Annotated in this window: 22 protein-coding genes; 14 read left to right on the forward strand and 8 right to left on the reverse strand. The window is 60.6% G+C overall.

All coding sequences use genetic code 11. The features are described from left to right. Positions 1-132: 132 nt before the first annotated feature. The 13 genes from SB753_RS23900 (at position 133) to SB753_RS23960 (ending at position 12,288) form a co-directional block, all read left to right on the forward strand. Positions 133-414 carry a Flp family type IVb pilin gene (locus tag SB753_RS23900; RefSeq protein ID WP_410802145.1) on the forward strand — a complete coding sequence of 94 codons (282 nt, stop codon included), beginning with the start codon at positions 133-135 and terminating at the stop codon, positions 412-414. 25 nt (positions 415-439) lie between these two features. After that, complete coding sequence (locus SB753_RS23905; protein WP_410802147.1) at positions 440-1,969, forward strand: pilus assembly protein TadG-related protein; 1,530 nt, start codon at positions 440-442, stop codon at positions 1,967-1,969. After that, positions 1,966-2,853, forward strand: coding sequence for a hypothetical protein (locus tag SB753_RS23910; RefSeq protein ID WP_410802149.1), 888 nt, complete (start codon positions 1,966-1,968; stop codon positions 2,851-2,853). The genes SB753_RS23905 and SB753_RS23910 overlap by 4 nt, the downstream gene beginning before the upstream one ends. Continuing rightward, complete coding sequence (locus SB753_RS23915) at positions 2,850-3,563, forward strand: hypothetical protein (protein WP_410802151.1); 714 nt, start codon at positions 2,850-2,852, stop codon at positions 3,561-3,563. The genes SB753_RS23910 and SB753_RS23915 overlap by 4 nt, the downstream gene beginning before the upstream one ends. A gap of 1 nt (position 3,564) precedes the next feature. Further along, positions 3,565-3,762 (forward strand): hypothetical protein, encoded by a 198-nt coding sequence (locus SB753_RS23920; RefSeq protein WP_410802153.1) that lies wholly within the window; start codon positions 3,565-3,567, stop codon positions 3,760-3,762. 20 nt (positions 3,763-3,782) lie between these two features. After that, complete coding sequence (cpaB, locus tag SB753_RS23925) at positions 3,783-4,874, forward strand: Flp pilus assembly protein CpaB (RefSeq protein ID WP_410802154.1); 1,092 nt, start codon at positions 3,783-3,785, stop codon at positions 4,872-4,874. Between the two features lie 24 nt (positions 4,875-4,898). Next, positions 4,899-6,641 (forward strand): pilus assembly protein N-terminal domain-containing protein, encoded by a 1,743-nt coding sequence (locus SB753_RS23930; protein WP_410802156.1) that lies wholly within the window; start codon positions 4,899-4,901, stop codon positions 6,639-6,641. Between the two features lie 22 nt (positions 6,642-6,663). Then, positions 6,664-8,586 carry an ATPase, T2SS/T4P/T4SS family gene (locus tag SB753_RS23935; protein ID WP_410802158.1) on the forward strand — a complete coding sequence of 641 codons (1,923 nt, stop codon included), beginning with the start codon at positions 6,664-6,666 and terminating at the stop codon, positions 8,584-8,586. A 10-nt stretch (positions 8,587-8,596) separates the two neighbouring features. Continuing rightward, on the forward strand, positions 8,597-9,445 hold the full coding sequence (locus SB753_RS23940) for a type II secretion system F family protein (protein ID WP_392395870.1): 849 nt from the start codon (positions 8,597-8,599) through the stop codon (positions 9,443-9,445). Between the two features lie 2 nt (positions 9,446-9,447). Continuing rightward, positions 9,448-10,329 (forward strand): type II secretion system F family protein, encoded by an 882-nt coding sequence (locus tag SB753_RS23945; protein ID WP_410802160.1) that lies wholly within the window; start codon positions 9,448-9,450, stop codon positions 10,327-10,329. Then, positions 10,326-10,676 (forward strand): DUF192 domain-containing protein, encoded by a 351-nt coding sequence (locus SB753_RS23950; RefSeq protein WP_410802162.1) that lies wholly within the window; start codon positions 10,326-10,328, stop codon positions 10,674-10,676. Before SB753_RS23945 ends, SB753_RS23950 begins: the two co-directional genes overlap by 4 nt. 86 nt (positions 10,677-10,762) lie before the next feature. After that, complete coding sequence (locus SB753_RS23955; protein WP_408173158.1) at positions 10,763-11,506, forward strand: TadE family protein; 744 nt, start codon at positions 10,763-10,765, stop codon at positions 11,504-11,506. A 2-nt stretch (positions 11,507-11,508) separates the two neighbouring features. Next, complete coding sequence (locus SB753_RS23960; protein ID WP_410802164.1) at positions 11,509-12,288, forward strand: lytic transglycosylase domain-containing protein; 780 nt, start codon at positions 11,509-11,511, stop codon at positions 12,286-12,288. 23 nt (positions 12,289-12,311) lie between these two features. On the opposite strand, the gene SB753_RS23965 is transcribed toward SB753_RS23960, so the two are convergent. The 7 genes from SB753_RS23965 to SB753_RS23995 form a co-directional block, all read right to left on the reverse strand. Next, positions 12,312-12,692 carry an Hpt domain-containing protein gene (locus SB753_RS23965; protein ID WP_410802166.1) on the reverse strand — a complete coding sequence of 127 codons (381 nt, stop codon included), beginning with the start codon at positions 12,690-12,692 and terminating at the stop codon, positions 12,312-12,314. Between the two features lie 19 nt (positions 12,693-12,711). Then, positions 12,712-13,350, reverse strand: coding sequence for a response regulator transcription factor (locus SB753_RS23970; RefSeq protein ID WP_088176639.1), 639 nt, complete (start codon positions 13,348-13,350; stop codon positions 12,712-12,714). Positions 13,351-13,485: 135 nt separating this feature from the next. Next, the gene (locus SB753_RS23975; protein ID WP_410802168.1) at positions 13,486-14,547 is read right to left on the reverse strand and encodes an OmpA family protein; all 1,062 of its coding nucleotides are present in this window, start codon (positions 14,545-14,547) and stop codon (positions 13,486-13,488) included. Positions 14,548-14,699: 152 nt separating this feature from the next. Next, positions 14,700-15,539, reverse strand: coding sequence for an ABC transporter permease (locus SB753_RS23980; RefSeq protein ID WP_020071570.1), 840 nt, complete (start codon positions 15,537-15,539; stop codon positions 14,700-14,702). A gap of 15 nt (positions 15,540-15,554) precedes the next feature. Next, positions 15,555-16,832, reverse strand: coding sequence for an ABC transporter permease (locus SB753_RS23985; protein ID WP_310359758.1), 1,278 nt, complete (start codon positions 16,830-16,832; stop codon positions 15,555-15,557). Between the two features lie 212 nt (positions 16,833-17,044). After that, the gene (locus tag SB753_RS23990) at positions 17,045-18,100 is read right to left on the reverse strand and encodes an ABC transporter substrate-binding protein (protein ID WP_408491864.1); all 1,056 of its coding nucleotides are present in this window, start codon (positions 18,098-18,100) and stop codon (positions 17,045-17,047) included. A gap of 104 nt (positions 18,101-18,204) precedes the next feature. After that, positions 18,205-19,311 carry an ABC transporter ATP-binding protein gene (locus SB753_RS23995; RefSeq protein ID WP_020068558.1) on the reverse strand — a complete coding sequence of 369 codons (1,107 nt, stop codon included), beginning with the start codon at positions 19,309-19,311 and terminating at the stop codon, positions 18,205-18,207. Positions 19,312-19,442: 131 nt separating this feature from the next. On the opposite strand from SB753_RS23995, the gene SB753_RS24000 reads away from it, so the two are divergent. Then, positions 19,443-20,990: a PLP-dependent aminotransferase family protein gene (locus SB753_RS24000; protein WP_020068559.1), complete on the forward strand. Its 1,548-nt coding sequence runs from the start codon at positions 19,443-19,445 to the stop codon at positions 20,988-20,990. A 33-nt stretch (positions 20,991-21,023) separates the two neighbouring features. Here SB753_RS24000 and SB753_RS24005 read toward each other — a convergent pair whose 3' ends face one another. Continuing rightward, complete coding sequence (locus SB753_RS24005; protein ID WP_410802172.1) at positions 21,024-24,836, reverse strand: DUF748 domain-containing protein; 3,813 nt, start codon at positions 24,834-24,836, stop codon at positions 21,024-21,026. Positions 24,837-24,987: the final 151 nt, after the last annotated feature.

Consider the following 24,987-nt stretch of genomic DNA (forward strand, 5'->3'; position numbering starts at 1 on the left):
ATTCTTATACTTTGCCCGACACTGTCGCTGATACGTTTCAAGCAGAAGAATCCTGGCTAAATTGGAATATCCAGGACAAAACCGCTTGCACAGCCGTGTCCAGACACCTTTAATATTTTTCAATAGAAAATCATGAAACTTACGCAGATCCGCCGCAAAGATAAGCAGTTAGGCCAAGGCATGACGGAATACATCATCATCGTCGCGCTAATCGCTGTGTCCGCAATTGGCGTGTACTCGATGTTTGGCCAGACGCTGCGCAACCAGACCGCCGGCCTCGCAGTTGAAATGTCCGGGCAGAACGCGCAGAGCAACATCTCGACGGCGCAAACGAACGCCAACACGGCGACTACCAACGCCAACAAGACGAAAAACATGGGTACGTATAACGACTCTAACAACGTCGGCAACTAATCCCATCCGATTAGCGATATCCATCATGAAACGCTCTGCCCGCAAGGGCAGGGCCGGGGTTGCCGGCGCTAGCGGGCAGGCGCTGGTCCCTGCTCTGCTTTTTCTGCTGATCGGCTGCATCGGCCTGTACGTGGCATTCAACTCGTTCCAGATGACGAGCGCCAAAATCAAGTTGCAGAACACTGCCGACGCCGCCGCATACAGCGCAGCCGTCTTGCAGGCGCGCGATTACAACTTCTCTGCCTACACGAACCGCGCAATGATCGCCAATCAGGTCACGGCCGCGCAGGTGGTCGCATTGAAATCGTGGATCGACGAGCTCGACGCCACCTACTCCCTGTCGGAAGTCGACAATACCGTCAACGTCATCGCGGATCATCCTGCTCAATGGAGCACACCGAAGCAGATCGGCAAGGCCGACATCGCGCCGGTGCGCGCCACTCTCGATGCGCTGCTGCCTACTGTCGCCAGGAATATCGGTTCACTTAACCGCGCGCTGAGCGATGCTCAAGCCAATTACCACGCAGCAGTGTTCACCGCGGTGCCCGATGCAACTGACGCAATTGCGCAATTGAATCAGCCAGACACGCACGTTACCGCCGGGTACTTTACGAGCTCCCGCAATGCCGCGCAGCTCGCCGCATGGAGCTCATATACGGCGACGGTCATCCCCGCAGGCACCCTCGGACAAGACGACTTCGCCGACGTCGTGACCAACGCCGCCACCCTCGACGGGTTCGTCAAAAATCGCGACTCGGTGCGCAGCGTCGCGCCCAATTTTCAGCAACTGAACGACAGCGCCAACAAAATCTGCGGGAGCGGCAGTTCGTTCACCATCAACGTAACGCATGACGGCGGCACGCAACTACGTAACGACAAGAGCGGATGGCAATCAATCGACGCGAGTACTGCTCACCTTCGGATCAGCTGCCTTGGACCGATTGAGTCGGAAGCCGGCTACGGCGGTAGCGCCAACGGCAACATCACGAACTACATGACCCATCCACCGTTCGCTGCATGGCAGGACTGGCAAGGCTACGGCGGCTATTTCAACTTCGGCTACATCGGCAGTTCGAGGCCCGGATGGCAAGTGCCTGACGCGATGGCGGAACAGTTCCGCGAAGGCCCCGGGCCCTCGCTTGACCCTTCCAATGGCGGTCTGCTGCCTTATCAGGAAGTCAACGGCGTACAACTGGCAGCGCAAGCGCCACGCATCACCATAGAAGTCACGCGCAACAGCGATACGCTCGTCAAAACCATCGGCCTACAGGGTGGCGGACGAATGCAAGTGGTTACCAACGCGGCCGGCGGTGCGATGCGCGCACTGTCGAGTGCGAACGCCTACTTCGTGCGCCCCGACGAGACGTCGCTCAGCAACTCCATTATCGGCGGCTTGATGCATGCGGACCAATGGGCGCGCGCCGACCATCACACTGAATATCCAAGTCTCTTCAGCCCGTACTGGCAGGCTACGCTCGCACCGGTCAGTGCCGCCGAGCGCGAAGCTGCACAGGCCAACCAGATACCGGCAGAAGTGCAGGTGCAAAAGCGATGAAACGAACGCACTTTAGAAACGCCGCCGCGCAAGCTGGCCAGGCGATGGTGGAATTTCTCGTCGCAATGATCACGGTGATGAGCGTGCTGATGCTCGCCATCATCATGCTCGGCAAGTTCAATGATGTTCGTAACCGCACGCTGATGGGCTCGCGCTACGCAGCATGGGAGCGCACTGTGTGGACGGACAGCGATCCAGCAAAAAATCTCGCCGGCGACCCATCCACCACCGAAGGCTGGTCGAGCAAGTATGGCAGCGCTGCGCTAGCCGCGAGCAAGACAGATTCGGATATCAAAGGCGAAGTGCTGGAACGCATCATGGTCGGCGACGGTGCCGCCATCTCCGGCACCGACCGCAATCAGACTCAACTAGCCGCGACTCAGCCGGCCATGTGGAATGACTATGGCGGCAACCCGTTGCTGGCGTCCGCGTCGGACGTCCAGGTCAGCACCAGCCCGGCCGCCGATCCCGAGAGCAGTCACACCACTTCGGCCTTGAGCAAGTGGCCGGTGCCTGGCGCTACGGGCGGGAGCTACGAAGCCCAGCTGAGCCTGCCCACGCGCACGCTGCAAAGCAGCGCGGTCAGCGTCGCCATTGCTCAAGATAGCGAGGTGCTTAAGCGCCTCTGGCCAAAAGACCATGTGTTGCCTGCGTTCAGCGGCCTGACGTTCTCCGACACCAACGTGCTAATGACGAATACGTGGGTACCTGACGGCGCCGACAGCAACAAGGCCGTGTTTAGTCCGGCGGTCGCCGCCGCCAACGTGACTCTCGTCCCGCCCAATACCTATCAGAGTCTGCAGAAGTACGCGCCCGAAATTTCAACGCTTCAGTTCGGCCGCATCCAGCAAGACGTCGTACCGCCGAGCCGCTTGAAACCATGAAGCACTTCCGTCAACTTGTGGGCAGCGCAATCGCTGCCTCGATCCTTTTTACCGGCGCCGCAGTCGCGGGAACTGCATGTGACAAGACGCCCGTCGCGCCACAACATTCCGAAGCAATTGGGCGAGACATGATCGTCAACGGCGTGCCTATATCAGTCGTCGGTATGCAGTTCGACGGGACCATCGACGATGTGTCGAAGGCATTCCGTGCATTCTGGACCGCCGAGAACGCGCCGGCGAAAGGTCGGAGCACTGCGTCAGGTTTGATGCTTAGCGCCGTCGACGGCAATTGCCTTTATCTGCTGAACCTGCCTTTGCCGCAGGAACGTGCGTACACCCGCGGCCTGATGAGCGTGATCCGTCTGGGCACTGGCGAAGCCAATCTCAAGATTCCTGATTCCGCGATTGCACTGCCTGAGGAGAGCAAGGTTCTGTCCGATGTCGAGAGCCGCGATCGCGGTCAGACAGGGCGGACATGGCTGCTCGATATTCCCGGCGAAGCGCGTTGGAACGCGCAGCGCTACCGCAACCGTCTCGCCTCGCAGGGGTGGGTGAACGTAGGCCGCGAACCGGAATATCAGTCCGTCGGTACGCAATCGTCGCAAGGCAAGGCATTCGCCATGCAACGCGGAAAAGACAGCGTCGACGCCAGCTTCTCGGACCGGGACGGAAGAACCGTCGCGGTCATCAATGCAACCAGGAACCGTTGAGATGCGCCAACGTTTTGATTGCTTCGCGCGGCACAGCCGGCAGCGCGGCCAGGCCTACGCGGAATACCTCGTGGTTACGGCCGCCCTGATCGTCATCATTTCTCTGCTGACGGGCGACACCGTCGCACCGTTCACAGCGCTCGTCTCGAGTTTCAAGTCGCTCTTCAGCGCGTACAGCTTCACCCTCTCGCTTCCCTGACCGGTAACGGTCGATTGGTCATGCTTAAGAAAATCAAAATCCGCTCGCTTCTCGCGAACTCATGGGTACTGCTGTTCCTCGCTGTATGCGTTGCAGGCGGTCTGACATTCCTCCTCTATAAATATCTGAACGACCGCGAAGACAAACTGAAAGCCGAAATGGCCGGGAAGAAAGTGCGTGCTGGTGTAGAAGTCGTCGTACCGGCACGCGATCTGCCCATTGGAACACCCCTGTCGAGCAGCGATTTCGTGTCACGCGAGATTCAGGCCGATCTGGTCTACGACGACATGGTACGTCCCGACAATTTCGGGCAATACCGCACGTCGCGCCTCGTCAAACCGGTGCGCCGCGGCCTGCCTTTGCGCGCTGCCGACATCGACGCACTCCGCGGCCGCGACTTTTCCGACGTGCTACCTGCAGGGCAACGTGCCGTCACGGTCGAAATCGATACGGTTAATTCGACTGCATTGATGCTCCGGCCGGGAAATCGCGTCGACGTGTACTGGATCGGCAAAGTGTTCCATCAGGATCACACCTCGGACGATAAGAAGGTGGCGCAATTGATGATGCCGAACGCACTGGTCCTCGCCACCGGCCAGGACCTTCGCGCGCGAGACGCGGGCGAGGCCGCCGAGCACGATCAGGCGAATGCGAACAGCAGCGCAATGAGCCGGCAGGAAGGCATGGGTTACACGACCGTGACGCTGCAAGTGCCAGCAGAGGACGTCGGGCGCATCGCGCTCGCGCAGAAAATCGGCGGCTTGCGTCTTATCTTGCGCAACCCTGACGACAAGGCTAACGACGGACCATCGCTGGTCGAGGAAAAAGACGTGTTCACGGACCCGGCGTACCTGGGGACCTCGAATCCCAAGGCCGCGACGTCACAGGTTGTCGAAGTGATCTCCGGCGGCGGGGCGACAAATGCCAGCATCGTTCCGAGTGTGCAGTCGGATTCCACGCACGAGTCGCCGGCGGCAGCCAACGCGCCGCCTGTCGCCGGTCAACCAGCGCCCGTCGTGCCGCAGCGCCAAACAAGCGTCTACGAGCAGGCCAACGCCATCGCCCAACAGCTGCAAAAAGCCGCTGCGGCCAGCGCGTCTGAGCAGAACTAAAGTACTGAGCACAGGTTTCAAACCATGAAAGTCAAAAACAACGCGGCGCAATTGCGCCGCCGGGTACTGCCGTCCATTGTGATCGGCATGTTGTTGTGCGAAGCCGCGCCGCTCGCGTTAGCTCAGACCGCCTATCCCTCGACGTCGGACGACTTATCCGCAAACACGCAGGTACTGGAAATGTTTCGCGGCGAGGTGCGCATTCTCCATGTGCGCGGCACCATCAAGCGCATCGCGATAGGTAACGGCAAGCTGATCACTGCGAACGTGGTCGACGGCAGTCTGATGCTACTCGGCGAGCAGGACGGTATGACATCGCTCGTTGTGTGGAACGAGAAAGGCATCGCCCTGCAAACCACGGTACGTGTCGCAAAGGCCGAAGTGAACGCGTCGCTGCAACAGTTGCGTGCGGTGCTGAAGTCCGTGTCCGGCCTTCGCATCGACGCAATCGGCTCAAATATTGTTCTGTCGGGCGTCGTGCATCGCGACATGATCGGGATCGTCAAATCGGCAACCCAAGACATGAAGAACGTGATTGACACGACAACCTTGGACGAAGGCGATGCGCTCAGGAAGACGGTCCACTTCAAGGTGCAGATCATGGAAGTGACGCGCAATGCGCAGAGAAACCTCGGCATTGCGTGGGATAGCGCCTTCAGGGGACCGCAGATCGGCGGGGCCGCGAGCGTCGCAACAGGTGCCGCAAAAGCGATTACCGCGGGCACAAGTTACTTTCTTGCGGGCATCGCGTCGAACATCACTTCGCAGATCAACTTTGCCGTCGATAACGGCGATGCATTCGTTCTCGCTGCGCCCGAACTGAACACTAAGAGCGGCGGCACCGCGAGTTTCCTGGCGGGCGGGGAAGTGCCCATTCCGCAGTCGGGGGCGCTCGGCACCACGAACGTGATGTACAAGGACTATGGCGTCAAGCTGAGCATCAATCCTGTCGTCGACGCAAACGGCATTATCTCCGCGCATCTGACCACTCAGATCAGCCAGATCGATCCAACGGTCAGTTATGGCGGTCTGCCTGGCTTCTTGACCCGCAGCACCAGTTCGGACATTTCGATGCGAGCCGGCGAGACGCTCGCTATCTCCGGCCTGATAAGTGCCGACGCAGCTAACGACAGCAACGGTATGCCGTTTCTCGGCCAGATACCGGTCATCGGTCAGCTGTTCCGTTCGGACAGCTTCCGGGCGAAGAAAAGCGATCTCGTCATCTTCGTGACGCCGCTCATTTCCGATCCGGCACTGGCACCAAACTCGGATCTGCTGGCGCGCGCCGATGGGATAGACAGCGGCTACCGGAACAAGTACGGCAACCCCGAGCCGCTTATCGCCGATGTGGAAAAGGCAACTCATGTCGCTATGCCGCGATCTCCTGTCGCGCCTACGCCCGCGCTGCTGCCCTCGCCTATCCGCAGCACGCCACCGAGTGCGCCGGTAGCGGAGCCGGCGACGTCACCGATATCTCAGCAACCTCAAGGTCCTACTGAGGCATCCGGACAGGGATCGCAATTGCCTGCGTCTCCCGCTTCTTCGCAAGCTCAGGCAGTCGCTATCGCGCCAGCTCAACCAGCGCCGCAGCCGCCAGCGTTACCGACAAGCATGCCCCCGGTAGGCGTCGCCGAGGCGCTTCGCATGCTTAACGCCGGCCTGGAGACGCCAGTGGCACCCGCTGCTCCGAGCAATGCCGGTCAGTCCACGGCGAACGGCAAGGTGCCGCCGCAGCAAGTGGGCGTCCTCGGCAACGCGCCGAACTGAACGCGCCTCGCGGAGAACCATAATGCTCAATCTTCAGATACACGCGCGCAATGCAACGATGCGCGCTCTCCAGGTCGATCACGGCTGCACGATCGGAAAGGATGCAAGTTGCGACATCAACGTCAAGGGACTGCTGATAGGTAAGCTGCAAGCGCGCATCGTGCGCGAGCACAATGCTTACTACATCGAGGACCAAGGCGGAATAGCTGCAACGCTCGTCAACGGATCACCGATTACACGGTATGGTCCACTGACCGAGGCCGACCAGATCGAAATCGGCATGACGACAATCAAGATCGTTCGCGCCGCCGCACAGCCGGCACCATCCGCTGCAACTGTTCCCTCCGCTCGCGGCACGCAGTCATCGCAAGATATGCACTCCGCGCAGTTCAAAGAAGCCGCGCCTGCCGAGTTGCATCGAGCGGCGTCGCCCGCGGACGCTCAACCGGGCGCGGATACACAACGCTTCCCCACGGGATATGCAGCGATGCCAACCAGGCCGGCTGCGTCGCATGCTCATGCGCATGCGATGACAGAAGCCCCACTATCGTTCGCTGCGTCGAAAGAAGCGGCGAGTCATCCCAAACCCGCGGCCGATGTCGCGCTCGGCAGCCAGCCCGCGCCCTCCAGGAAAACGGTAACCGGCGTATTGCCGGTTGCACCGATCAACAGCCCGCTCGGCATTGAGTTGCGCAAGCAGGCTCATATGAAAGTGATCGCCGCGCTCGATCTGCGACGTCTGAACGTCTCGCGCATGGAAGAAGACGAATTGCGCAATACGGTCAGCGTCGCTCTCGACGAGATCCTGAATCACGATGCAAGTTTCCGCACGCCCGACATTCCGCTCGATGCGCTGAAGAAAAGCGTGTTCGACGAAATCATCGGACTGGGACCTTTGGAGGAACTGATTGCGGACCCCACCGTGTCTGAAATCATGGTGAATTGTCACAACGAAATCTTCATCGAGCAAAACGGACAATTGACCCGCTCGCCCGTTATTTTCACCGACGACCGCGCGGTAATCGGCGCGATCGAACGAATCGTCGCGCCAATCGGCCGCCGCATCGACGAAAGTTCGCCGATGGTCGATGCACGTCTCGCCGACGGCTCGCGCGTGAACGCCGTGATTCCGCCGCTCGCGCTGAAAGGGCCAAGCATTACGATCCGCAAATTTTCCAGGCGCAAGCTTGTCGGCGAAGACCTGATCAAATTCGGCACCTTATCGCCACAAATGCTCGAGTTCCTGCAAACCGCCGTGAAGCAGGGAGCCAACATCATCATTTCGGGCGGCACGGGCTCGGGCAAAACAACGTTGCTCAATGTACTGTCGAGCTACATTCCCGACGACGAACGCATCGTCACCGTCGAAGACGCCGCGGAACTGCAACTATCGCAGCCGAACCTCGTCTCGCTCGAAGCGCGTCCGGCCAACATGGAAGGCAAAGGCGCAGTCAACATTCGCGATCTGGTGAAGAACTGCTTGCGGATGCGCCCGGATCGTATTGTGATCGGCGAGTGCCGTGGCGGCGAAGCGTTGGACATGCTGCAGGCAATGAACACCGGCCACGACGGCTCGTTGACTACCGCCCACGCCAACACGCCGCGCGACTGTATCGCGCGTCTCGAAGTGATGACCTTGATGGCCGGGCTGGATCTGCCGGTGCAGGCCATTCGCGAGCAGATCTGCTCGGCGGTGGACATCATCGTGCAGCAGTCCCGCTTTTCATGCGGCTCGCGCCGTGTGACACATGTCAGCGAAGTGAGCGGCATGGAGTCCGGCGTCATCACGCTTCAGGACGTTTTTGTATTCAAGGAAGAAGGCTTCAGCAAACAAGGCAAAATTCAGGGCAAGTTCGTGCCCACTGCCTATATTCCCGATTTCTATCAGGAGTTGATTCGCAGGCACATTCCCGTGAATACCGACATATTCACGCGCCCGGAATGAGAGGTCGACCATGATCCTTCCAATCATTCTCGTGCTGGCGTTCTTCGGCAGCCTGTTCCTGATTTTTCTCGCCACACGCATGGGTACGTCCACGCTGCAGGCCAGTTCGCGTCAGATGGCTGGCGAGATAGAGTCGTCGCTCGCCGACGCATTCGTGTTCGTGAACCGGCAGAAGGCCGCGGCCTGGAGCATGGTCGTCATTGTCGGCTTGCCGGTCGTCGTCTTCGTGTTGAGCCACAGCCTTCTCATTGCGACGGCTTCGATTCCAATCGCCATGCTGTTGCCGCGCAAATATTTCGCGCGCATGCATAAGAAGCGCACGGAAGCGATCGAGAAGCAATTGCCCGACGCGCTGCTCATGATGTCCGGCGCGCTTCGTGCCGGTGCCAGTTTTCCAACGGCTCTGGAAGCCGTGGTGCACGAGACACCTGCTCCCATCTCGCAGGAATTCGATCTTTTGATGCGGGAAATCCGCTTGGGCATCGACCTGGATATTGCCATGCGCAACGTCGAAAGGCGCATTCCCATTCCCGACTTTCTGATGATGACAGCAGCCGTCACGATCGCGCGCGAGGTGGGCGGCAATCTTGCGGAAGCGCTGGAGTCGGTGGCGCGCACGCTGCGCGAAAAGCTGACGATGGAAGGAAAGATCAAAGCGCTCACATCGCAAGGACGGATGCAGGGCATCGTTATGACCTGTTTGCCGCTGTTCCTGATGCTGGTGCTGCGCTTCATGGAGCCGAAGGCCATGGCGCCGCTTTTCACTGAGCCGGTCGGATGGGCCACGCTCGCAGTGATCGGCGTGATGGAGCTTCTCGGCTATTTCTCCATCTCCAAGATTACCAATATCGACGTCTGATCATGCTGCTATTCATCTCTCTCGCCGTCAGTATCGGGCTAGTTGTCATTATCGGCATTTGCTACATGTCGGTCAGCGGCCTCGTCGGCGCTGTGCCGCAAGAAGACCGCACGTTTCTCGATCCGCTGCCGAAGTCGCTGCGTCCACTGTGGCCACTCGTCAATTTCGTGGTTCACCATTTCGGCTCGCGATTCAGCAATAAGCTCGTTGAACGAACCGCTGTGCAATTGCGCCTGACGTCGCTCACGTTTCTGATGAACGCGCATCAGTTCATCGCGCTGTCGATCATCGGCGCGGTGGTGGCTTCGCTGCTCGCGCTTCTGGCTATGCTCGCGCTCGGCAGCTTCTCGGTGCTCGTGCTGCTTGGCGCCACCATGCTGGGTTACTTCTATCCGCGCATCTGGACTCGCGACGTACGGCGACGCCGCGTCGCGCAAATTCTCAAGCACCTGTCGATCTACCTGGACTTTCTGACGCTCGCCGTGGAAGCCGGCCTGAACATCAACGGCGCAATCCAGAAGGCCGTCGAAAAAGGCCCAGAAGGCCCTTTGCGCTGGGAACTCGAGCACGTACTACGCGACCTGAAATCCGGGCTGAACCGGACCGAAGCGTTGCGCCGCCTTGACGACCGTTTGCGCATCCAGGAAGTCACGAACTTTGTCAGTGCGGTGGTGCAGGCCGAGCGAATGGGTGCCGGTCTCGCCAAATCGCTGCGCTTTCAATCCGAGCAGCGCCGCTCGGAGCGCTTTCAGCGAGCGGAAAAAAAAGCAATGGAAGCTCCGGTGAAACTCGTGTTTCCGCTGCTCGTGTTCATTTTTCCAATTACCTTCATCGTGTTGGGATTTCCGATTGCCATGAAGTTCGTGCAGGAGGGCTTCTTGTGAAATTGGCATCCCTGAGGGTCCACGGGAACGACGCAGGCATCAAGGTGTCGGTCACGCAGACCATGCGCGAACGCATGCGCGGCCTGCTCGGCCGTGAGTCGCTGCCGCCGTGCGAAGCGCTTCTGTTGAAACGCTGCGGCTCGGTGCACACGTTCGGCATGCGCTTTCACATCGACGTGCTGTTTCTCGACCGGCGCGAACGCGTCGTCGCGATTCATCACGGCGTGGGCAAGCGTCGCGTACTCCTTAACCTGCGCGCGGCCCACACTCTTGAAATGCCGGCTGGCGCCGCTGGCAGGCACGGCTTCGCGGTCGGCGATCATTTCGTTTTCGAGGCGACCTCGTGAAATCTCGCTCATTCTTTTTATCGAAACTGCGGTCCCGCGCCAGTTCAAACGGCGGCGCACGCAAGCTCCAGCAGTCGGGTCAGTCGATGGTGGAGTTCATCATCATCGCGCCTTTACTGTTGTTCGTTTGCTTTGGCACGCTGCAGTTCGTGCTGCTCTATCAGGCGAAGTCGACATTGGATGTTGCGGTGCTCGAGGCCGCGCGCGAAGGCGCGGTCAATCACGGCTCGATGCAGGCGATGCGCTCGGGCCTCGCACGCGGCCTCGCGCCAATCTACGCTCGCCAGGCGAGCGCCGAAGGCGTTGCCAACGCGCTCGCAAAAGCTCAGGCCGACGCGAACAATTTCAGCGTCATCAAAGTGCTCAATCCCACGCCCGCTGCGATCAGCGACTATGCGCGGCCACGCTACTATCCAGACGAGGCAGCGACCTATACCGAGATTCCAAACGACTCGCTGATGTATCGCGACTCCTCGATATCGTCTGGCGCATCGTCGCGGATGAACATTCAGGATGCCAACATCCTGAAGATACACGTGCACTACTGCTACGACATGTACGTGCCGCTAGTAAACAAGGTGATCTACTACGCGGCAAACGTAATCGGCCCTATCGGCACGGGCGGAATCTTGACCCGCGAGCCCGCCCGGCCCGACCTCGATCCTTATGGTTTTCCGAAGAACGGCGACACGCTGTGCAAAGTCCAGCTCGTGGACGGCATTAAGACGGGCCGCTGGCCAATCTCGCTGGACTCTGAAGCGATTGTTCGCATGCAGTCGCCGCTTAGGGAATCGGCGCTGAACGACTCGCCGAATCCGACAGGCAATTGACGGTGCGTCGGTGGCTTCTGATCGCCGTAGCAGCGGGCAGCGGTTATTTCCCGCTGCTTGCTCACGCAGTCGACATTGTCACGACGCGTGCACGCGCTGCCTCCGGCGTAGTGATGATGGTCGGTGGAATGGGAGGCGCCGCGGAGTCCGCCGCGCTATCTGCTGACACGGCGTCACGAGCCAGCACTTCCGTGCCTGACGAAACGAACGACCGACAGTCCGTCGTGATTCAACCCCGCGGTCCATTGTCTGCTGACCTCGAACAGCAAGCGTCCCCATTGGCAGCCGCGCGCGTGATCGCACTTTCACCCATCATCGACGAGGCCGCACGCGCCGTCGGTTTGGACAGCGCGCTGTTGATGGCGGTGATCGAGGTTGAGTCGGGCGGCAATCCGCAGGCGGTCTCACCGAAAGGCGCAACAGGGCTCATGCAGTTGATGCCCGGCACAGGCGCGAGGCTCGGTGCGTCAGATCTTTTCGACGTACGTCAGAATGTCGCTGCGGGAGCCCGCTATCTGAAAGACTTGATGCGCCAATTCGGCGATCTGTCGATCGCGCTGGCGGCTTATAACGCCGGCGAAGGCGCCGTGCAGAAGTATGGCGGGCAAATTCCACCGTATGCGGAAACGATGACCTACGTGCCGAAGGTCATGGCCCGATACCATTGGTATCGCAACGGGTATCGTAACGCAGCCTCTTCAACGGCTACGAGGTTCGGAGAAGAAGCGCCTGAACGTGCTAATGGCCGCTTCTTCATGGTCGCTTCGCCAGTCAGACACTAACACGACAACTTGCAACCGGCCGCTCACTCTGTCGAGTCCGGTTCTGACCTCAGCGCTTTTGCGATTGAGTTATCGAGCGTTGCGACTGCTTCCGCTACCACCGGCACGAGCGCCGTTGCCAGTTCACTGTTATGCGCGCGCGCGGCCGCTTCAAGAGCGGTCAGCAGCGCAATCAACGCACCGCAGTCGAGCATGCGAGCCGAACCGGCAATGCGATGCGCCGCGGTGCCGACGCCTTCCCAGCGCGACACCTCGAAGTGCTCATGCAAGGACGCCAGCGTCGTTTTGTTCGTGTCGGCAATCAGCACAAGTAGATGGGCGGCGGCATGCTCGTCGTCGCCAACCAGATCCAGCGCTTTTTCCCAAAGCAGACGCGGATCGGGACAGGAAATTTCGGTATTCACGGTGCGCTTGTCCCGCTCGTCACGCCGACGCAATCCGGCAGCGCCGCGACAGATCGATCAGTTCAACTAGTGACTTAACGCCGAGCTTGTGCATGATTCGCGTTTTGTGACTACTCACAGTTTTGTTGCTGATGAACAGCGCGTCGCCGATCGCCTTGTTCGACATGCCCTTCGAAAGCATCTGCAAAATGACCAGTTCCTTGTCGGAGAGCAACATGATTCTGCCCTCATCACCTGTTGGCGACACGCCCGGCGTAATGGTCGCGCCGTCGGGCGCGACCGGAAATACGGTGTAGCCTGCGAGCACCGCTTCCACGCCGCGCATGATCTCCTTCATCTCCTGCGACTTGCCCACAAAACCATGAACGCCCGAGCGCATTGCGCGCGGCGCGAAAGTGGCCGGGTCGTGCCCCGACAGCACCATCACGCGGATCGACGGATGTGCAAGTTTGAGCCGCGGAATGACGTCGAGTCCGCTGATACGCGGAATGTCGAGGTCCAGTATGACGAGGTCGGGCTTGTGCTGGCGAGCCATTTCGACGGCGCTCTGACCGTTGTCCGCCTCGATCACTTGTTCGACGCTCAGCAATTGCATTAGCTGCAACCTGACGATCATCCGAAACGCGGGGTGGTCGTCGATAATCAGAATAGTTGACATGTGTTGCGTTCCTCCTGAAAAACATCCAATGCCGGTTGCGGCCCATCACGGCCCTTGCAGACCATTGCGGCCGTCTGCTGCCGTCGCGCCACATGCGTGATGAACTAAGCTGTCCGGCGGCGATACAAAGGCACGTTAGGGAGCGGCAACGACGAGCTCGATCTCCACGCGGCGATTCGGCGCGAGACACCGCACCAGATCATCACGCCTGGTCTGTCGGCACTCGACCAGTTGATTTGCGCTGGCGAGGCCGCGAGTCGCAATCGGCAAGGTAACGCCGCGAGTGCGCAAATACCGCGCTACCGTTTCTGCACGTTGCAGCGACAAGCTCTGATTACGCGCGGTGTCGCCGAGACGGTCGCTGTAGCCGGTGATTGTCAAACCGCCAGGCGCCGCATCGGTCTTTAAACCGCGAGCGACCATGTCCAGCGCGCGCCTTCCGGCGGGCAACATTGCGACGTCGTTGCCGCCGTTGAAACGGAACAAAGCATCGGCGCGTAACGTGACTGTCCTGGGCGATTTTGCACTCGGCGCCGCTGCACTCGTGGCGACGTCCCGCTTGCATTGCAACACCCTTTCAGCTGACTTACGCAAGTTGTCCTGAATATCTGGCAGACGCTTTTCGGCATTGGAGAAGCTTCGCATCCATGCGTCGTGTCCAGCTTGCATGAGCTCTACTTCGGCGCACGCCAGCGGCGGTTGCGCCTCGTGACACGACGCGACGGCCGGATCCGACTTGATGGTATTGACGATCTGCCAAAGATCGGGACGCACAGTGGACACGGTGCGCAGCGTAGGATTAGCGGCGGATACCGGCTTGCCGCTTTCCAGACCCATGGTAATGACCGCCGCCTCGCCGATGGCTTCTTCGGCGAAACCCCAATGGTCGCCAGCCTGCCGCGTTTGTTGAGCAGCGTTGATCCAGCATTGCGCCTTCGCGCGAAAGTAATCGTTCGGTTGCGGCGGCATGCGGTCGAGTCGCGCTTGCAACGAGGCCAGCGCCGAAGCGCCGTTATGGACAATTGCGTAGGTTTGGACCCATTGCGGGTTAGCGGCGCCTGCGGCCTCGTCTTGCGAAGCGCCAACGCCGGATCTGAGCAGAGTGGAATCCTGGATACCGAGCCGGGCGCGCGCGGCGTGGTCCGCGCAAGCTGTCAGCGTCAGCGCGCACACAAGCACGGTTAGCGGGGTTTTCATTAAATGTCTGCGTCTCGCGCATCTTCTTATCGAGGGATAAAAGTATGACGAGACGGACAAGCCCGCGGAATGGGATGAATCTTAGAACAATGTCAAGAGTTGTCGAATGGCGTGCTGCCTCAATGAACCTGGCGATATACGCCGGCCCGCGGTTACGCCCTGATCGCCCGCGCCGCGTTGCGGCCACGAAGCCACTCGAGCGCCAGCAACAGGCACGTCGAAAAGACAATCAGGATGGTGGCGAGCGCCGCAATAGTCGGGCTGATATTTTCGCGGATGCCGGTGAACATCTGTCGCGGCAGCGTCGTCTGATCGGCGCCCGCGAGAAATAGCGTGACGACGACTTCATCGAACGATGTCGCGAACGCGAACAGCGCCCCTGAGATCACACCCGGCGCGATCACAGGCAGCGTGATGCGGAAGAACGTCTTCACCGGATTCGCACCGAGCGACAGGCTCGCGCGCACGAGGTTGTAGTTGAAACCCTGCAGCGTCGCGGCCACCGTCGTCACGACGAACGGCACACCGAGCGACGCGTGCGCGAGAATCAGGCCGATATACGTATTGGCGAGACCGAGCGGCGCAAAGAACAGATACATGCCGACGCCCACTACGACCACCGGCACGATCATCGGCGAAATGAGGATTGCCATGAGCAACCCCTTGCCGCGGAAATTTGCTTTGGTGAGCCCGATTGCCGCGAGTGTGCCCAGCACAGTCGCGACTACCGTCGCGGACGGCGCGACGATAAAACTATTCTTAGCCGCCATGCGCCACTCATCAGACGCAATCAGATTCTGATACCAGCGCAGCGACCAGCCCGGAATCGGATATACCAGAAAAGTACTCGATGAAAACGACAGCGGCACGATCGCGAGCACAGGCAGAATCAGGTACAGCAGCGTGAGCACGGCGAGCGCGCGCAACGCGAAATACCATACGCGCTCAACCAGCGACGTGTGTGGCGCAAAGAGGGGCTTGGCGAGTTTCATGGCGGTGGGCTCCGTTCAGCCAAGGCTCAGCGATGAGCGCGTGAAGCGTCCGTAGATCGCATACAGCACGAGCGTGGCGGCAAGCAGCAGCCCGCCGAGCGCGCATGCCATGCCCCAGTTGATCGTCACGTTGGTGAAGTACGCGACGTAGTAGCTGACCATCTGGTCGTTCGGTCCACCAAGCAGCGCCGGTGTGATGTAGTAGCCAATTGCCAGAATGAAAACCAGCAACGCGCCCGCGCCGATGCCCGGATAAGTCTGCGGCACATACACACGCCAGAATGCGGCGAACGGATGACTGCCGAGCGAGACCGCCGCGCGTTGATACGTGGGCGGAATGGACTTCATCACGCTATAAAGCGGCAGGATCATGAACGGCAGCAGGATGTGCGTCATCGATATGTACACACCCGTGCGGTTAAACAGCAGCGCAAGCGGATCGTGCAACAAGCCGCTGCCGATCAGCGCTTTGTTCACGAGCCCTTCGCTCTGCAAGATCACGATCCATGCGGCGACGCGGACCAGGATCGATGTCCAGAACGGAATTAGCACGAGAATCATCACGAGATTCGCGCGACGCTCGGGCAGCGTCGAAATCCAGTAAGCAAGCGGGTAACCGAGCAGCAGCGCAAAAAGCGTGACTGCCGCGCCGATCACGAAAGTACGGCTGAAAACGGCGAGATAGATCTGCTGGTCGGGATCGGTCGGGATGATGTGGCCGAACGCGTCCTGCTTGTGGTCAAGCGAAGCAAGCAGATAGAACGGCGAATACGGGCTGCCGTTCTTCGCGATGGCCTGCCAGTACGCAATGTTGCTCCAGCGTTCGTCCAGTTCGGCGAACTTCGCGTGGAACTGGGCGGGAGATAGTTGCAACGGCTTGTTGTTGTCGTCGACGAACGGCATGGCGCGCGCCGACTTGGCAACGAGCGACCGATAGCCGGGAATCTCCACGTTGAGCCGTCGTGCGAGCGCGCCCATGCCGTCGCTGTCGGCGATCGCGGTGAGATCGGTCGCCAACGCGGCGTATGCGGTATCGGGCGGCGGCGTCTTGCGATCCCAGGTGCTCAGAGCGCTGAGCGTATGTGGCAGCGCGTTCACGACTTCCGGATTCTGCGCGGCACGCGTCAGCAATGCGCCGATCGGCACGACGAAGATCAGCAGCAGAAAAATCGCAAGCGGCGCGATGAGCAGCAACGCTGTGGCGCGCTTTTTCGCTTCCGCGGCCTTCAGTTCACGCTTGAGCCGGCCGGTCGATTCCGGCGTCGAATCGGCGGCGATCGTCATCGTAGTCACACCCGTTCTCCTGTCGACGGCAGTTAGTGCTTTAGCACTTACTGCCGTCCCATGCAGAGCTGTCGACGGCAGTTAGTGCTTTAGCACTTACTGCCGTCCCATGCAAAGCTGTCGACGGCAGTTAGCGCTTCAGCACTTACTCCCGTCCCATGCCTCGAAACCCACGCGCGCCGAACCCACCCCTGCGCGCGCTTCTTCACATGACCCTTTTCCTACTTCGAAGCCCACGACGAAAAACGCTGCTCCAGTTCGTCGCCATGATCCGTCCAGAACGACAAATTCTGCAGAACCGCGTTCTTCCCGTTGGCCGGCGAATTCGGCAGGTTCGCAAGCGTCTTCGCGTCGAGCGCCTTGATCGCCGCCACGTTCACCGGACCATAGGCGATGTGGTGCGCGTAGTCCTGCTGCGGCTTCGACGAAATCGTAAAAGCGATGTACTTCTCGGCGAGCGCCTTGTTCGGCGAGCCCTTCGGAATCCCCCAATAGTCGAGGTCATAAATGCTGCCATTCCACACGACCTTCAGGTTCTTGCCTTCCTTCTGCGCGGCATCGATCCGGCCGTTGTACGCCGTCGACATCACCACGTCGCCGGCCACGAGGAATTGCGGCGGCTGTGCGCCCGCTTCCCACCACTGGATGTTCGGCTTCAACTCGTCGAGCTTCTTGAATGCGCGGTCCTGACCTTCCTTGGTCGCCAGCACCTTGTACACGTCTTTCGGTGCAACACCGTCGGCCATCAACGCAAATTCGAGGTTGTAACGCGCGCCCTTGCGCATCGCGCGCTTGCCGGGGATCTTCTTCACGTCCCAGAAGTCGGCCCAGCCTGACGGCGCAGTCTTCAGCTTGTCGGCGTTATAGGCGAGCGCCGTCGACCACACGAAAAAGCCGACGCCACAAGTTTGCGGCGCCTCTGGAATCAGATCCGATTTCTTGCCGATCTTCGACCAGTCGAGCTTCTCGTACAGACCTTCGTCACAACCTCGGCCGATGTCGCCCGATTCGACCTCCACCACGTCCCAGTTCACGTGCTTGGCCTCGACCATCGCCTTGACCTTGGCCTGCTCACCGTTGTATTCGACAGCGGTCACCTTGCTGCCGCTCTGCGATTCGAACGGCTGGTTGAAGGCCGCCTTTTGTGCGTCCCCGTTCGCGCCGCCGAAATTCACGACCGTCAGTTCGGCCGCATTGACCTGCGCCGCGCCGAGCGCGAGCGCGAGCGCCACAGCACCGACAGCGACGGCGCAGCGCGATTTCCCGATCTTGTTCATGGTGTGTTGCTCTCCTTTGGTGGTGGTTTCAAGCATCATTCATGCGACATTTTTATGTGCTGCTGACCGCTCTTCTCATGCAATCATGCGCGCGTTTCACGCAATCACGCCCCCGCGAATACCCGCAGATGCTCGGGCGCAAACTCGAGCGCGACGGGCGAGCCAGGTGCGAACGTATTGAGTGCATCGGTGCCGAGCGGCACCTTGACGAAGCACTCGTCCTGTTGCGGCAAGCCGCAACGCATGCGCACGTGGTCGCCAAAATAGATGAGTCCACGCGCTTCGCCGCTGAGCGCATTGGCGCCCGCCCGTGCCGCGCCGTTGCCGTGACTCGCGAGCTTCATGCGTTCAGGACGGATGCACGCGACTGCCGGCGTGCCCGCTCGCGCGCCGCCGATGTTGCGGCCAGTCAGCCGCGTACCGTCGACGAGATGAAACTCGCAATACTCGCCGTCCACGTTTGCGATCGTGCCGCGCAGCTTGTTGCTGTCGCCGATGAAGTTCGCGACGAACTCGTTGCACGGCGATTCATACAGACGGTCCACGGTGTCGAGTTGCTGCACGATGCCTTTGTCGAACACGGCGACGCGATCGGACATGGTCAGCGCCTCGCCCTGATCGTGGGTGACATACACGAACGTCACGCCGAGCTTCTCGTGCAGCGACTTCAGTTCGTATTGCATGTGCTCGCGCAGCTGCTTGTCGAGCGCGCCGAGCGGTTCATCCATCAGCACGAGCTTGGGCTCGAACACGAGCGCCCGCGCGAGTGCGATGCGCTGCTGTTGCCCGCCGGAAAGCTGCGCCGGATATCGCTTCGCGAAGCTCTCCATGCGCACCATCTTCAGCGCGTTATTGGTGCGATGAGCACGCTCGTCAGCCGATAGCTTGCGCACCGTCAGCGGATACGCAACGTTCTGCTCGACTGTCAGATGCGGAAACAACGCATAGTTCTGAAACACCATGCCGATGTTGCGCTTGTGGGGCGGCACGGTATTGAGCAACGTGCCGTCGAGCCAGATCTCGCCGCCGGTGGGAAATTCGAAACCCGCGAGCATCATCAGGCAGGTTGTTTTGCCGGAACCCGACGGCCCGAGCAGCGTCAGGAATTCGCCCTGATAGATGTCCAGATCCAGTTGTTTGACGACCAGCGTTTCGCCGTCGTACGTCTTGCGCACGCCTCGAAAGCTGACGATCACTTCATCCGTTTTCATCGCCGTAGTCTCCTCTGCCTGTCCGGCCGGCTGCCTTCGATAAGCAGCGGGCTTGCATCGATTGCGTGGCCCACTATAGACCGTTACGGTTCTACAATATGGAACCATTTCATTATTCCGGATAGAACCACTTGGATACGATCATCTTGTCGGATTGGCTCGCCGCCAGGCTTGATCGCGCGGCCGCCGAGCCGATCTACCGGCAGACTTTGCGGTTGATGCAGCAGGCGATCCTCGCCGGCCAGTTGCCGCCGGGCACCAAGCTGCCAAGCTCGCGGACGCTCGCCGAAGACCTCGGTATCGCGCGCAATACGGTGCTGCACGTGTACGACCAGCTGACCGCCGAAGGCTATGTGATCTCGACCACGGGCAGCGGGACGTATGTCGCCGACACGCAGCCGGACACAGCCGCCGTCAACGCGCGGCGCAAGCCGGCGGTCACGGCGGTGGACTCGGAAGGCAAGCCGGTCGCGGTTCCGGGCAAGACGGCAAAGCGCGATCTGAACGATCTGTCCAATCGCGGCCGGCGCCTGATCGGTCAGGCCGGCGTGTCTGCAAAACAGTGGGGCGCGTTCATGCCCGGCGTGCCCGACGTCGCCGAATTTCCGGCGCGAACCTGGAGCCGCCTGCAAGCGCGCTTGTGGAAAGAAGCCAATCCCGATCTGCTGACCTATGCGCCGGGCGGCGGCTACCGGCCGCTGCGCCGCGCATTGTCCGACTATTTGCGGGTCGCGCGTTCGGTGAATTGCACGCCGGACCAGATCATCATCACTACGGGTATTCACCAATCCATCGATCTCGCGGTTCGATTGCTGACCGACGTCGGCGACCGCGCGTGGGTCGAGGAGCCGTGCTATTGGGGCGCGCGCAGCGTGCTGCAGTCGTCGGGAATCACACTCGTTCCGGTGCCGGTCGACGAAGAAGGCCTCAATCCGCGCGAGCAGGATTTGCAGCAACCGCCGCGTCTCGCGCTGGTCACGCCGTCGCATCAATATCCGCTTGGAATGGTGATGAGCCTCGCGCGCCGCCGCACGCTGCTCGAATACGCGCGCCAGCACAACGTGTGGATCATCGAAGACGACTACGACAGCGAGTTTCGCTACGGCAGCCGGCCGCTAGCGTCGCTGCAAGGTCTCGACGACGCAGGTCAGGTGATCTACGTCGGCAGTCTCGGCAAGATGCTGTTTCCCGGCTTGCGCATGGGCTACATGATCGCGCCGGAGCATCTCGTCGATACATTCCGTATGGGCATCGCCGAGCTTTATCGCGAAGGTCAGTTGATGCAGCAGGCGGTAATGACAGACTTCATCATGGACGGTCATCTCACCTCGCATGTCCGGCGAATGCGAGCGTTATACGGTGAGCGCCGGCAGATTCTGATCGATGCGATTACGGCGCGGTTCGGCACCGAACTGCCCGTCATGGGCGACGAGGCCGGTTTGCATCTCGTGCTCGGACTGCCCGATCATGCCGACGATCGCGCGGTCACGGCGGCAGCGTTCGACGCCGGCGTGATCGTGCGGCCGCTCGCGAGCTACTACAGCAGCGATCCGCCCGCCATGCGCGGACTGCTGCTCGGCTACGCGTGCGTGCCGAACGAAAAGATCGGACCTGCGTTCGACACGCTCGCGCGCGTGATCGAGCAGACGGCGCTGAAAAAGCCGACGCGCGCGGCCTGAGGGCGATGCAGGGGGAGCGCGCGAAGGCGTCGCTTACTTCAGCCCAAAATCGACTCGCGTCGTCGCACCTTTATCGTTGATGCCGTCTGCGTCCAGCTTCGGCGCGACGATAAACACACGGCTGCTGTCGATCTTGCCGTCCAGATACTGCTGCACGCTCTGCGCCCGCTGTTGCGCGAGCTGCCGCAAACTGGCCTCGTCGATCGGCGCGTTGGCCGCGAGCGCGCTCTTCATGTCGTCGTCGGGCATGCTCTTCGTCAGGCCGACGAAATTGCGCGGCTTCTTGAAGTCCGCGGATTTATAAGCCTTGGTCAGGTACTTGTCGTATTCCTTCGGATCGACAGTGACGCTCGACAAGTCCACGCTCTGGCCATTGCCCACTACGTCCTTGATTTTCTGCTGTTTGACGAGGCGGTCCACATAGCGCGCGCGCAATGCGGGCTCGTCGAGTTTCGGATCCACGCGGCCGATCAGGTCCATTTTGATTGACGGTTTGGAGCCGAGCGCCTTCACAATCGTGTCGAGCTTCTTGTTGTCGTCTTCCGAGAGCTGCGCCGAGCCCGGTTCGAATTCCACATAGCCCAACTCTTCGCCACTTCCGCCGAACGCGTGGGCAATCAGCGAGAACGGCGCGGTGACCGCCTTTTGCAGCAGATTGAGCACCGCATGCCAGATCAGCCCGCCAATGCTGAACTCGGGATTCGACAACGAGCCTGACACGGGCAGATTCACATCGATTTCGCCGCGCGAATTCTTCAGCAGCGAAATGGCGAGCCGCACCGGCAGTTTGGTCGCCGTGTCGTTTTCGACGTGATCGCCGAACGTCAGCTGATCAATGAACAAATGGTTGTCCGCGTTCAGCTGATCGTTCTCGAGCTTGTAATGCAAATCGACGTTCAACTTGCCCTTGGTGATCGGATACCCGGCATATTTCGCGGAATACGGCGTGAGATTAGTCAGTTCGATGTCGTGCGCGCTCGCGGTCAGATCGAGCGCCGGCTTCGCAATCAGCGGATTGACGGTGCCGCGAATGGACAGCGGACCGTTGGCCGCCAGCTTCGCCGCGATCTCAACCGGCGCAGACGTGGTCGACTGTGTACCGAACGCGCCTACCGTGCCCTGAATGCCGACCAGGTTCGCCGTGTAGTTCGGCTTGATGAAGTTATCGGTGTACGTTACACGGCCTTGCTGCAAGACGAGTTGGCCGAAATGCAGCTTGACCGGATTTTGCGGAGGTGTCGCGGCCGTCACTGTCGCCGGCGCAGCGGACGAAGCCGGCGCAGACGCGGAGGCCACCACGGGCGCCGACGAGTTGACGACAGCCGACGCCGTGGGCGGCGTCAACGGCACCGGTTCGGCACCGCCCTTGTTGTTCTTGTCGCGCGTGAGCGACTGCGCTGCGCCGCTTTCGTGCGCGACCACGTCGGTGAGATTCAGCTTGCCTTGTGCGTCGAGCAGCACGCGTCCATAGAACCTTGTGAAGGTGACGCGCTCCGCGTCCACCGACGTGCCGTGCTCGTCGTAATCCGCTTTCAGCTTCGACAGCGCGAGCGACCGCCATCCCGCGAACGGGTCCGACGTTGCCTTGTCGAGCATCCGAACGTCGACAAGCGCAACGTCGCCGCGATAACTCGCCTTCAACGACTTCGCCTGGCTCAACGCAAGATCGCCGCTGGCATTGAGCAGCGCGCTCGCGATCGCAGCGTTCAACCTGCTGCCGAAATACGGTTCGAAAGCCGCCGCGTCGAGCCGGTTCGCGTTCACCTTGACGGCGACCTTCAGCGGCGTTGCGGTAACGTCGCCCTTGAGGTCGAGCGTGCCTTTCCCATTCAGCGTGGCTTGCAGTTCGACCGGCAGCGGGCGGCCAAGGTCGTTGCTGATCTGCTGCACTTTCAACTGCAGCGGCGTAATGCCCAGTTTCACCGGCTGCGGCGTGGTGTTGTCGGTGAAATTGGCTGTGGCGTCCTTGACATTCAGTTCGCCGATCTTGTAGCGCCACGCCGGTCCTTCGGCTTGTGCTTTCTTCGCCGCATGAATCGCCGTGCGCGTCGGCTCGGCTTCATGAGCCGCCCCGAGCGACGCAAGGTTGATGCTGCCGTCTTTAAGGCGTTGCACGTCGACTGCGAGGCCTGTTGTGTCGACACTCGTGACGTCGGCCGTGCGGGCATTCAGGTCCACCTGCTTGACCTTCACGCTGCCTTGGGCGAGCGCGATGAGCGGCTCTCTACCGCCGCGCGCCGCCACTTTCAACGAACGCAAATCGAGTTGCGTATCCGCGATCATCACGGCAGCCGGGGACTTTGACCAGTTCGCGCCGATATTCGCCGTCGTGGAAAGCGCGCCGTCCGTCACCTGCGCTGTGGTCGCGGCGTCGAGATACGGTTGCAGCAGCGGCAAATTCAGTGACTTGACGTCGAGCTTCGCGCTCGCGGTCTTAGCGGCGAGGCTCAATGCCCCGGCCAGGCCCAGCGAACCGCCGCTGCGCTTCAGGTCGGTATTCAGCGTGTAATGCGCGGGCGCGGTGGCCAGCGTGGAAAAATCGGTCAGCGTGACAGCGAGCTTTTCCAGACCGACGTCGACGGGGCGCGACGCGGCTTCGTCTCGCACGTTCACCGTACCGTCATTGAGCACAAAACGTTTGATCGAGAGATCGAGCGGCGGTGCAGGCTTCGCGGCGTCTTTCGTGGCGTCGGTCTTTGCGGCACTGTTCGCATCGCTTGCGCTCGATGCCGCCGCCGGCGCGCTCGCCGACTCAGCTACCGCTTTTGCAGCGGCCGGCGCGGGTGCGAACATCCGCTCCACGCTCAGCACGCCGCTTCTGTCACGCGCGAGATTCGCGCTTGGCGCGTCGATACGAATATCGTCGAAATGGTAGACGCTTTTCAGCGGTTCGAGCGTGCGCGCGGCGACATGCACGGCGCGCGCAGCAAAAAACGGCGCCTTGCTCGGGTCCTGCACGTTCACGTCGTTGAGATCGACGGTGCCGGCGACGCGCAGCGTCGGCGCGTCGTTCGACATGACGAAGTTCAGTTTCAGATCAGTAGACAGCTTGCCCGACTGCACGATCACGGGCAGCTTTGTCGGCACGTACGAGATCAGGCGCGGCACGTCTAGCCCGTCGAAGCGCAACGACACCTCCGACTCACGCGACGCGGCGAACGGCTTCGTCTTGCCGTCGATGGCAAGCGGACTGCCGTCGATCCGCGCGCGCAGCAACGGCTCGACGAAGATATCGGTTTTGGAAGGCAACGTGGCGATAAACGGAATGCCGAGCTTCCATTGATCGATTACGTGAGTGGCGCCGAGCAGTTTGTCGTCGAATGTGATCTGGCCGTTCTCGAGACGAATGTTCGATACGGAAAAGAGCGTCGGCTTGCTATCTGGCGTGCTCGGCTGCTTCGAAAATTTCTCGATCAGATCGGTGAAATTGAAGCGCTGCGCGTCGTAGCGAACCACATGGAAGCGCGGCGAGTCGAGCTGAACTTCGTCAATAATCGGCGCTGCGCGAAACAGCGAACTCCACGACGGCTGCACGATGAGCCGCTCGATATCCACGAAATTGCCGGCACCGCCGCGTTCGCCGATATGTACGCGGTCGGCTTCCAGTTTGAGCGTGTAGGGATTGAGCGCAATGCGGCCGATAGTTGCGGGCCGGTCGAGCTGCTTGCTGAGTTGCTGTTCGGCGATGTGGCGAATCAGCGGCGGCGCCGCGAAAAAGCCCAGCAGACCGAACAATACGATGAAGATCAGCAGACCTGTGATGACGCGCCTTGTGCGCCGCGATTGCGCGACGTCGCGCATGGTCCGCATGGAAGAGGCGAATGATGCTTTATTGATGCTTGCCATGCTCGGTTTTGGGTAATGCGGCGGCAAGCCCGCCGCTAAACGAAAATCCCGCAAGCGGCAGTATAAGTCGTGAATCTTTCGTGGGATATAAATGTAAGCTGAGCTTACACAATTGCTCGCGCGATAGAGCCGCGCGTCCGTCACTCATATG

It is taken from the genome of Paraburkholderia sp. SIMBA_053, assembly GCF_046534895.1.
Classification (GTDB): domain Bacteria; phylum Pseudomonadota; class Gammaproteobacteria; order Burkholderiales; family Burkholderiaceae; genus Paraburkholderia; species Paraburkholderia caledonica.

Bases quoted from the DNA above. Each gene is read 5' to 3' on its own strand.
- SB753_RS23900 (WP_410802145.1), top strand. From the start codon at position 133: ATGAAACTTACGCAGATCCGCCGCAAAGATAAGCAGTTAGGCCAAGGC.
- SB753_RS23905 (WP_410802147.1), top strand. From the start codon at position 440: ATGAAACGCTCTGCCCGCAAGGGCAGGGCCGGGGTTGCCGGCGCTAGC.
- SB753_RS23910 (WP_410802149.1), top strand. From the start codon at position 1,966: ATGAAACGAACGCACTTTAGAAACGCCGCCGCGCAAGCTGGCCAGGCG.
- SB753_RS23915 (WP_410802151.1), top strand. From the start codon at position 2,850: ATGAAGCACTTCCGTCAACTTGTGGGCAGCGCAATCGCTGCCTCGATC.
- SB753_RS23920 (WP_410802153.1), top strand. From the start codon at position 3,565: ATGCGCCAACGTTTTGATTGCTTCGCGCGGCACAGCCGGCAGCGCGGC.
- cpaB (WP_410802154.1), top strand. From the start codon at position 3,783: ATGCTTAAGAAAATCAAAATCCGCTCGCTTCTCGCGAACTCATGGGTA.
- SB753_RS23930 (WP_410802156.1), top strand. From the start codon at position 4,899: ATGAAAGTCAAAAACAACGCGGCGCAATTGCGCCGCCGGGTACTGCCG.
- SB753_RS23935 (WP_410802158.1), top strand. From the start codon at position 6,664: ATGCTCAATCTTCAGATACACGCGCGCAATGCAACGATGCGCGCTCTC.
- SB753_RS23940 (WP_392395870.1), top strand. From the start codon at position 8,597: ATGATCCTTCCAATCATTCTCGTGCTGGCGTTCTTCGGCAGCCTGTTC.
- SB753_RS23945 (WP_410802160.1), top strand. From the start codon at position 9,448: ATGCTGCTATTCATCTCTCTCGCCGTCAGTATCGGGCTAGTTGTCATT.
- SB753_RS23955 (WP_408173158.1), top strand. From the start codon at position 10,763: ATGGTGGAGTTCATCATCATCGCGCCTTTACTGTTGTTCGTTTGCTTT.
- SB753_RS23970 (WP_088176639.1), bottom strand. From the start codon at position 13,350: ATGTCAACTATTCTGATTATCGACGACCACCCCGCGTTTCGGATGATC.
- SB753_RS23975 (WP_410802168.1), bottom strand. From the start codon at position 14,547: ATGAAAACCCCGCTAACCGTGCTTGTGTGCGCGCTGACGCTGACAGCT.
- SB753_RS23980 (WP_020071570.1), bottom strand. From the start codon at position 15,539: ATGAAACTCGCCAAGCCCCTCTTTGCGCCACACACGTCGCTGGTTGAG.
- SB753_RS23990 (WP_408491864.1), bottom strand. From the start codon at position 18,100: ATGAACAAGATCGGGAAATCGCGCTGCGCCGTCGCTGTCGGTGCTGTG.
- SB753_RS23995 (WP_020068558.1), bottom strand. From the start codon at position 19,311: ATGAAAACGGATGAAGTGATCGTCAGCTTTCGAGGCGTGCGCAAGACG.
- SB753_RS24005 (WP_410802172.1), bottom strand. From the start codon at position 24,836: ATGGCAAGCATCAATAAAGCATCATTCGCCTCTTCCATGCGGACCATG.